General features: G+C 47.8%; 9 protein-coding genes. 3 read left to right on the forward strand and 6 right to left on the reverse strand.

Annotated elements, in window-relative coordinates:
- The 4 genes from ABYP73_RS09750 to ABYP73_RS09765 all read right to left on the reverse strand — a co-directional run.
- Positions 1-583, reverse strand: a 583-nt coding sequence (locus ABYP73_RS09750; RefSeq protein ID WP_372974191.1) for a YggS family pyridoxal phosphate-dependent enzyme, incomplete at its 3' end; no start/stop codon positions are given.
- Between the two features lie 8 nt (positions 584-591).
- Positions 592-1,827, reverse strand: a complete 1,236-nt coding sequence (locus ABYP73_RS09755) for a DUF1015 domain-containing protein (RefSeq protein ID WP_372974192.1) — start codon at positions 1,825-1,827, stop codon at positions 592-594.
- Positions 1,827-2,720 carry a 3-hydroxyacyl-CoA dehydrogenase family protein gene (locus ABYP73_RS09760; protein ID WP_372944365.1) on the reverse strand — a complete coding sequence of 298 codons (894 nt, stop codon included), beginning with the start codon at positions 2,718-2,720 and terminating at the stop codon, positions 1,827-1,829. Before ABYP73_RS09760 ends, ABYP73_RS09755 begins: the two co-directional genes overlap by 1 nt.
- Before the next feature lie 31 nt (positions 2,721-2,751).
- Complete coding sequence (locus tag ABYP73_RS09765) at positions 2,752-3,711, reverse strand: Gfo/Idh/MocA family protein (RefSeq protein ID WP_372944340.1); 960 nt, start codon at positions 3,709-3,711, stop codon at positions 2,752-2,754.
- Positions 3,712-3,833: 122 nt separating this feature from the next.
- Here ABYP73_RS09765 and ABYP73_RS09770 point away from each other — a divergent pair, with 122 nt between their 5' ends.
- Positions 3,834-4,475 (forward strand): protein-L-isoaspartate(D-aspartate) O-methyltransferase, encoded by a 642-nt coding sequence (locus ABYP73_RS09770; protein WP_372944339.1) that lies wholly within the window; start codon positions 3,834-3,836, stop codon positions 4,473-4,475.
- A gap of 14 nt (positions 4,476-4,489) precedes the next feature.
- Here ABYP73_RS09770 and smpB read toward each other — a convergent pair whose 3' ends face one another.
- Positions 4,490-4,951 (reverse strand): SsrA-binding protein SmpB, encoded by a 462-nt coding sequence (smpB, locus tag ABYP73_RS09775; protein WP_372944338.1) that lies wholly within the window; start codon positions 4,949-4,951, stop codon positions 4,490-4,492.
- A gap of 73 nt (positions 4,952-5,024) precedes the next feature.
- Between smpB and ABYP73_RS09780 the strand changes: the two genes are divergently transcribed.
- Positions 5,025-5,792 (forward strand): DUF6503 family protein, encoded by a 768-nt coding sequence (locus tag ABYP73_RS09780; protein ID WP_372974193.1) that lies wholly within the window; start codon positions 5,025-5,027, stop codon positions 5,790-5,792.
- On the opposite strand, the gene ABYP73_RS09785 is transcribed toward ABYP73_RS09780, so the two are convergent.
- The gene (locus ABYP73_RS09785) at positions 5,770-6,312 is read right to left on the reverse strand and encodes a histidine phosphatase family protein (protein WP_372974194.1); all 543 of its coding nucleotides are present in this window, start codon (positions 6,310-6,312) and stop codon (positions 5,770-5,772) included. The genes ABYP73_RS09780 and ABYP73_RS09785 overlap by 23 nt on opposite strands.
- Before the next feature lie 91 nt (positions 6,313-6,403).
- Between ABYP73_RS09785 and ABYP73_RS09790 the strand changes: the two genes are divergently transcribed.
- Positions 6,404-7,388 (forward strand): PorP/SprF family type IX secretion system membrane protein (locus ABYP73_RS09790; RefSeq protein ID WP_372974195.1); only part of this gene is annotated, 985 nt, incomplete at its 3' end.

A 7,388-nucleotide genomic window follows, 5' to 3' on the forward strand; every position in this document is an offset into this window, starting at 1 on the left:
AATCTCCGCTCATCCCCATGGAAAGTATGTCGAGCCCGGGCAGAATGTTCTTTAGTGCATCGAACATGAGCTTCAATTCGTGGAATTCCTTCCGGATCACCTCTTCCTTGTCCGTAAAGGTGGCCATGCCCATCAATCCCCTTACCTGTACATTCCTGAATTCCCTGAACTCATTGGAGGCCACCAGGGCTTGCAATTCCTGCTCATCCAGGCCGAATTTGGTTTCTTCTCTTGCAATGTGCATCTGCAACAGGCAGGGGATCACCCTTTTGTGTTTTTTTCCTTGTTTATTGAGTTCTTTGAGAAGTTTCAGGCTGTCTACTCCGTGGACGAGGGATACATATGGGGCCATGTACTTCACCTTATTTCTCTGTACGTGCCCGATCATGTGCCATGAGATATCCTTGGGCAGAGCGGCCCATTTCTCGGTCATTTCCTGTATTCTGTTCTCCCCGAAGATACGCTGACCGGCATTGTAGGCCTGCATGATCTCCTCGATGGATTTGGTCTTGGATACCGCGACGAGTTCCACATGGTTAGGGAGGTCCTTCCTGACAGTGTTGAGGTTAGAGGCGATAGACATCATAGAGGCTAAAATTCGTAAATGGCGAGACCGCTTTTGAGTTTGGGTTCTATGTACGTGCTCTTGGGGGGCATGACCAGCTGGGCATCTGCCACCGCCTTGATCTCCTCTATGGTAATAGGCACCAGGTTAAACCCCACCTTGAAGTTCCCCTTGTCGATCTCTGTTTTCATACGGAGTACATTGTGCTTACCGTAGCCGTATTGTATGCGCTTGTCATTCCGCAGGTCCTTGATCCCCAGGATGGGCTCCAGAATGGTCTTATACAAAATATGGGTATCCAGCTTGCTCAGAGGGTTGTCCATAGGCAGGATATGCTTGCGCAGGTACAGGGAATAGAAATCCCCATCGAGGTACATGCTGAAATGGTGTTTCTTGCTGGGTTTATACAATTCCATATCCGTTTTCTTGATCCGGTAAAATTCGTCCAGGCGAACCAGAAATGACTCTTTGGTGTGCCCATTGAGGTCCTTCACCAGTCGGTTGAATTCGAAAATACGGATCTCGCTCTCCGGAATCAGGTAGCTCATAAAGTAGTTGTATGGTTCCCTGCCGGTGTGTTTGGGATTCTTTGCCTCACACCATTGGGCGAGGAGGTCAGAAGAAGCACTTCTGTGGTGCCCGTCCGCGATATACAGGCTGTCTATCTGGGAGAAGGCTTTCTCGATAGATTGTATCGCATCCGGGTCGGATATTTTCCATAGATAATGAGTGGTCTTGTCCGGAGTGGTGAAGTGATACACGGGTTCTTCCTTACGGGTGCTTTTTATAATCCCGGCTATGGTGGGATGGTCCGGATAGGTCATCAAAACCGGCTCTGCGTTGAATTTCACCGTATCGAGGTAGCTCGCAAAGAGTCGTTCCCTGCTTTCTATGGTATTCTCGTGTTTCCTGATGACGTTGTTGCGATAATCCGCAACACTGGTCGCACAAAAGATGCCACAACAGGAAAAATCATTGCGTTTGGTCTGATAGAGGTAAAAACTCGCTTCCTTGTCCTTGATAAAGACCTTCTCTTCCAAAAATTCCAAATACCGGTTATGGACGAGTTTAAACCGCTCTTCCCCGGAAACCTTTTTGTCGAACTTAAATCCGGGATTAATGATGTGCAGGAAAGAAAAAGGGTTGAACTTCAGGATGGCCTTCGGTTCTTCCTTAGAATAGGCCTCATACGACCGGGATGTCACGTGGGAGACTTTGTCCGGAGCAGGCCTGATGGCCTTGAAGGGTCTTACAACCGCCATTACGCTTTCCTGAATTGAGTGGAGACCTTTTCCGCCTTCCTTGATTCGGAATAATCGTAGAAGCCTTCACCGGATTTAACTCCGAGTTTCCCTGCCATGACCATGTTTGTTAGCAATGGACAAGGGGCGTACTTGGGATTTTTGAACCCGTCATAGAGTACGTGAAGAATGGAAAGACAGACGTCGAGTCCAATAAAATCTGCCAGCTGCAGGGGTCCCATGGGATGTGCCATACCCAGTTTCATCACGGTATCGATCTCTTCTACCCCGGCAACCCCGTTGTACAGGGTTTCGACGGCTTCGTTGATCATGGGCATCAGGATCCTGTTCGACACGAATCCCGGATAATCATTGACCTCGGTGGGGGTTTTACCGAGTTTTTCGGACAATTCCATGATGGTCTTTGCTGTCTTATCCGAAGTATTGTATCCCCTGATGATCTCGACCAGTTTCATGATGGGCACGGGATTCATGAAGTGCATGCCGATCACCTGAGAAGGTCTCCGGGTAGCGGAGCCGATATGGGTGATGGAGATGGAAGAAGTATTTGTGGCCAGGATCGCATCCTCAGGACAATGGGTGTCCAGATCTTTAAAGATCTTCAATTTCAGATCGAGGTTTTCCGTGGCAGCCTCTACTGCGAGATCCGCCTTTGAGACAGCCGACTTCAAATCGGTGGTTGCAGTCAAATTCTCCAGAGTGTCACTTACCGTTTTCTCATCAATGACGCCTTTCTGCAACATCCGGTCCAGGTTTTTGCGAATGGTGCTCATACCTTTTTCCAGGGCCGACTCCGAAACGTCGACCAGGGTAACTTCGAACTGATGTTGCGCAAACACATGGGCAATGCCATTGCCCATGGTTCCGGCACCGATCACTGTAACATTCTTTATCATAGGGTTTTTTATAGTATAGTTGTCAATTTTAAAAAGAAGCTATCACCTGCAGGGCGACTCTGAGGGCACGGGTCCCGTCTTCCAGGGTAACTTTGGGAGTCGTGTCATTCTCGATTGCCTCCGCAAATGTTTCCAATTCATCCAAAATCGCGTTGTTGCTGACGATTTCCGGATTTTCAAAATAGATCTGTTTTTTGATCCCCTCTGCATTCTGAAGGACCATATCGAATTCCCCGGGAGACTCCGGGGCATCTTTCATCCGTACCACCTCTACCTTTTTTTCAAGAAAATCAACTGAGATATAAGCATCCTTCTGGAAGAAACGAGATTTTCTCATGTTCTTGAGGGAGATCCGGCTCGCGGTGAGGTTGGCCACACAGCCGTTCTCAAATTCGATTCTGGCATTGGCAATATCCGGTGAGCTGCTGATCACTGAGACTCCGCTTGCGTGGATGTCCTTCACCTCTGAAGGCACTACGCTCAGGATAGCATCGATATCGTGTATCATCAGGTCGAGTACAACGGGAACGTCCGTTCCCCTGGGGTTGAATTCAGCCAGCCTGTGGGTTTCGATAAACATGGGATTACTGATGATGCCCTTTACAGCTGTAAAAGCCGGATTGAATCGTTCTACATGGCCTACCTGCCCTTTCACACCGTATTGTTTTTCCATGGAAATGAGGGTTTCGGCCTCCTCCAGGGTTTTGGTTATAGGCTTTTCTAGGAAAACGTGCTTTCCCTTTTCCATCGCCTTTTTGGCGCAATCAAAATGGGAGAGGGTAGGGGTCACGATATCCACAACATCTACTGCATCGATCAGTTTGTTGATATTGTCAAAATAGGTATAGCCAAATTCAGCCTGCACTTTTTTGCCATTGATGGCATCTGCGTCATAAAACCCGACGAGATTGTATTTGGAGGATTCATTCAGCAGCCTGAGATGTATCTTTCCCAGATGTCCGGCACCCAAAACACCTACATTCAGCATAATCAAAAAAATTTTGTCAAAAATACGGAGATTAATCCTAAATCGATCCCCGGACAAAAAATGGAAATATGGAAATGTGGTAACTTTACGGCAAAAGATTAAATCCTCTAATACTACCCCTTTTGAAAGACACTTTTAAACACCGTGGGATGCGGAACAAACTGGCTGATCTGGTGGAGGCCAAGGGAATCCGGGACAAAAAGGTTCTGGAGGCTATCCGGACCATTCCCAGGCATCTGTTCATGGACAGTAGTTTTGAAGACCACGCCTATCAGGACAAGCCCTTTCCTATAGCGGCCGATCAGACCATTTCCCAACCCTATACGGTGGCCTATCAGACCGAATTACTAGACCTTGAACCCGGCCAAAAGGTACTGGAGATAGGGACGGGAAGCGGCTACCAGACGGCTGTCCTCCTTCACATCAAGGCAAAGGTGTATACGGTGGAGCGGCAGCTTGAACTCTATAAAAAAACCACCATCTTCTTCAGGAAAATGGGGTACAGGCCTAAAAAGTTTGTCTTTGGGGATGGGTATAAAGGACTTCCTGAGCATGCGCCATTCGACCGGATCATCGTGACTGCCGGGGCCCCTGAAGTACCTAAAAAACTGCTTTCCCAGTTAAAGGTAGGAGGGAAGATGGTCATCCCGGTAGGGACGGAAGATCAGGTGATGATGCGGATTACCCGGAAATCCGATACAGAATTTGAGCGCGAGGCTTTTGGTAGTTTTAGATTCGTTCCCCTCCTGGAGGACAAGAATTGAGAGCTCACACGCACTTAATTATTAAAACTCTTCTTTACCCGGTCTAATCGCACCTTGCTTTCCCTTTCCTTGATGGCCTCTCGTTTGTCGTAGAGTTTCTTTCCTTTGGCGAGGGCGATCTTCATCTTGGCAAATCCCCTCTCATTTATAAAGACATTCAGAGGTACGATAGTCAGCCCGCTGGTGCGTACCTCTTTATGCAGTTTCTTAAGCTCCTTTTTGTTGAGCAGTAATTTTCGGGAAGCCTTGGGTTTATGGTTGAAATGTGAGGCATGTGAGTACTCGTCTATCTGCATGTTGATCACGAATAATTCCCCCTTCTCATTAAATTCACAGAAACTCTCAGCGATCGAAGCCTTGCCCAGCCGGATCGATTTGATCTCGGTACCGGACAGTACGATCCCTGCAACATAGGTCTCCAGCAATTCGTACTGGAAGCTCGCTTTTTTGTTTCTGATGTTGATGTTTTTTTGCATGGCTGCACAAAAATAATAACAAATCGAGGAGCTCACCCTTCAATTTCAGGAATAATCCCTGTTTCTTTGCAATATGAAAAAACGCAAGCCTGTCTTATTATTGTTCCTTTTTGCCTCTCTATGGGTCATTTTCACCTCCTGTGGTGAAGTAAATAAAAGAATCACCGCCCAGTCGGTCGTTGACCGGGCCATTGCCGATGCCGGAGGGGATCTCTACGAACAGAGCAATATCAGCTTCCGTTTCCGCGATGGTTCCTACACTCTTGAACGAACCGGGGGCAGAAAGGTCATGACCAGAACGCGGGAGACCGATTCAGGGGAAGTAAGAGACATTTGGGACGGCAGGTCGTTCAGCCGATATTTTCGAAATGTAAAGACGACCGTATCAGACAGTATGGCCAATATATACAGCAATTCCATCAATTCCGTGCTCTATTTTGCACAACTGCCCTACGGACTGAATGACCCTGCTGTGAATAAAGAGTGGATAGGAGAAAAAACCCTAGGGGGAAAGCGTTATTACAAAGTAAAGGTCACTTTTGATCGGGAAGGGGGTGGTGATGATTTTGAGGATGTCTATATCTACTGGATAGACGCGAAGACCTTTAAACCGAAATTCCTCGCTTATGAATTCCATGTAAACGGTGGGGGTATGAGATTCCGTGAAGCCTATAACGAGCGCTATGTAAACGGTATACGATTCGTAGATTACAGGAATTACCGACCGGTAGGGGAAGCAGACCTTGTAAAACTCGACTCCCTTTTCGAAAGAAGGAAGCTAGAACTCTTGTCGGAAATCCGGCTGAAGGATATCGAGGTCAGTCGGGACAGTTACAACTGAAATGCAGGCGAACATCGGTAGTGAGATCCCCGATCTGCTGTACGATAAAGAGGCTGCCATTGTCTCTGTCGTCCATAGGGGCGTATTTATCTTCCCCAATCATTTTGTTGACAAATTCAGGCGTTGTGTTGCTGTGGCCTACCACCAGTACATTCTTCCCTAGGTTGTCTGCCTTGAATTTGGCGATGTCGATCAGGGATGGATCGTAATATTGCCGGATCAGGTCGTATTTTACTTCGGTAGGCGCCGCCGTCATGGTGGTTCGACGGAAATCAGTGGTATAGATGGCGTTGATGTTGGCATCTTTCAGGATCTCTGCCCAGTGCATGGCCCTGCCGAGTCCTCTTTGGTTCAATTCCGGATCTGGATCGTCAGGGTCCGTTCGGTCCTTTTCCGCATGCCGGATAAAGTAGTAGGTGGTCACTTCCGGGCCGATCTCCGTTTTGGCGGGTTGGGAATCCTCCTTACAGCCGGTCATGAGGATAAGCGAGAGCAAAAGGGCGGGCAATATACGTTTCATAAGCGATCCGATTTTGTCTGTTGAGTATGCTACTATTATGTAACTTTACTTTCGTAAAAATAGTATGAAATTTCCTGGAATCAACCTCCCTATGAGAAAACACCTTCTAATCGCACTCATTTTTTGCAGTATTATCAGGGTGGTTTCTCAGGAAGTCGTACTACCCCCCGATCTTAGGCAGTACAACCTGACCCGGTACAACAGCAGTCTTTTCAATCCTGTTTTTTCCCTGGAACGGAACAACCCTCAGTCCCTTTCGCTTTGGGTGCGGTGGCAGTGGCAGCAGGTAGATGCGGATCCCACCACCGTATTTGCCAATTATACGCATAGGATGAACAGGAACGCTGCTTTAGGCGTTGGGTTCCTGCAGCAGAATACCGGGCTCTTCCTTCAAACCGGAGGAGTCCTGAACTATGCTTACGCATTTGACCTGGGACCGGATATGTCCCTTGCCCTAGGCATGAACGTATTTGGTTTTAGGCAGGAACTGGCGGATGACCGTTTCCAGCAAAACCCGGATATTGGCTTACCCTTTCCCGAAAGCGGAACCTCATTTGTGGTGCAAGCCGCCCCGGGAATCCAATTCGGATATGGCAATTTCAGCCTGGGGCTTGCGGTAGAGAATGCCCTGGAATACAATATAACGGAAAGGGATAGAAACAACGGATCTGATGAAAAGATCTTTCTAGGGTCCACCAGTATGGCAATCCCTGTGGAAGGAAGTGGCCTATTGGAAGGGGGCTTAATAAGGCCCATGGTATTCGTCAAGACCATTCCGGAAATGGATACGCAGTACGGGGTAAATACCTTATTCAGTACGGACCGATTTTGGGTTCAGGGGGGGTATCACAATTTTTACGGTATTTCGGGGGGTCTGGGAGGAACTTTCTTTGGTAAATTCTCCTTAGGGGCTTTGATCGAGATCGGAACATCTGCCGATCTGGAAGCTAAGGAACCCAGTTTTGAGATCGTAACCTCCTATCATTTTGGCGCACCGGATCTCAGGCGTAAGATCATCGGTTTTGATATTGAGGAAGAAAAACCTCCTGTCGTGATCCCGGAAAAAAAGAAAAAAC

The organism is Muriicola sp. (genome assembly GCF_041567615.1).
Lineage (GTDB): Bacteria > Bacteroidota > Bacteroidia > Flavobacteriales > Flavobacteriaceae > Muriicola.

Coding starts and splice junctions, on each gene's coding strand:
- smpB (WP_372944338.1), bottom strand. CDS start 4,951: ATGCAAAAAAACATCAACATCAGAAACAAAAAAGCGAGCTTCCAGTAC.
- ABYP73_RS09780 (WP_372974193.1), top strand. CDS start 5,025: ATGAAAAAACGCAAGCCTGTCTTATTATTGTTCCTTTTTGCCTCTCTA.
- ABYP73_RS09785 (WP_372974194.1), bottom strand. CDS start 6,312: ATGAAACGTATATTGCCCGCCCTTTTGCTCTCGCTTATCCTCATGACC.
- ABYP73_RS09755 (WP_372974192.1), bottom strand. CDS start 1,827: ATGGCGGTTGTAAGACCCTTCAAGGCCATCAGGCCTGCTCCGGACAAA.
- ABYP73_RS09765 (WP_372944340.1), bottom strand. CDS start 3,711: ATGCTGAATGTAGGTGTTTTGGGTGCCGGACATCTGGGAAAGATACAT.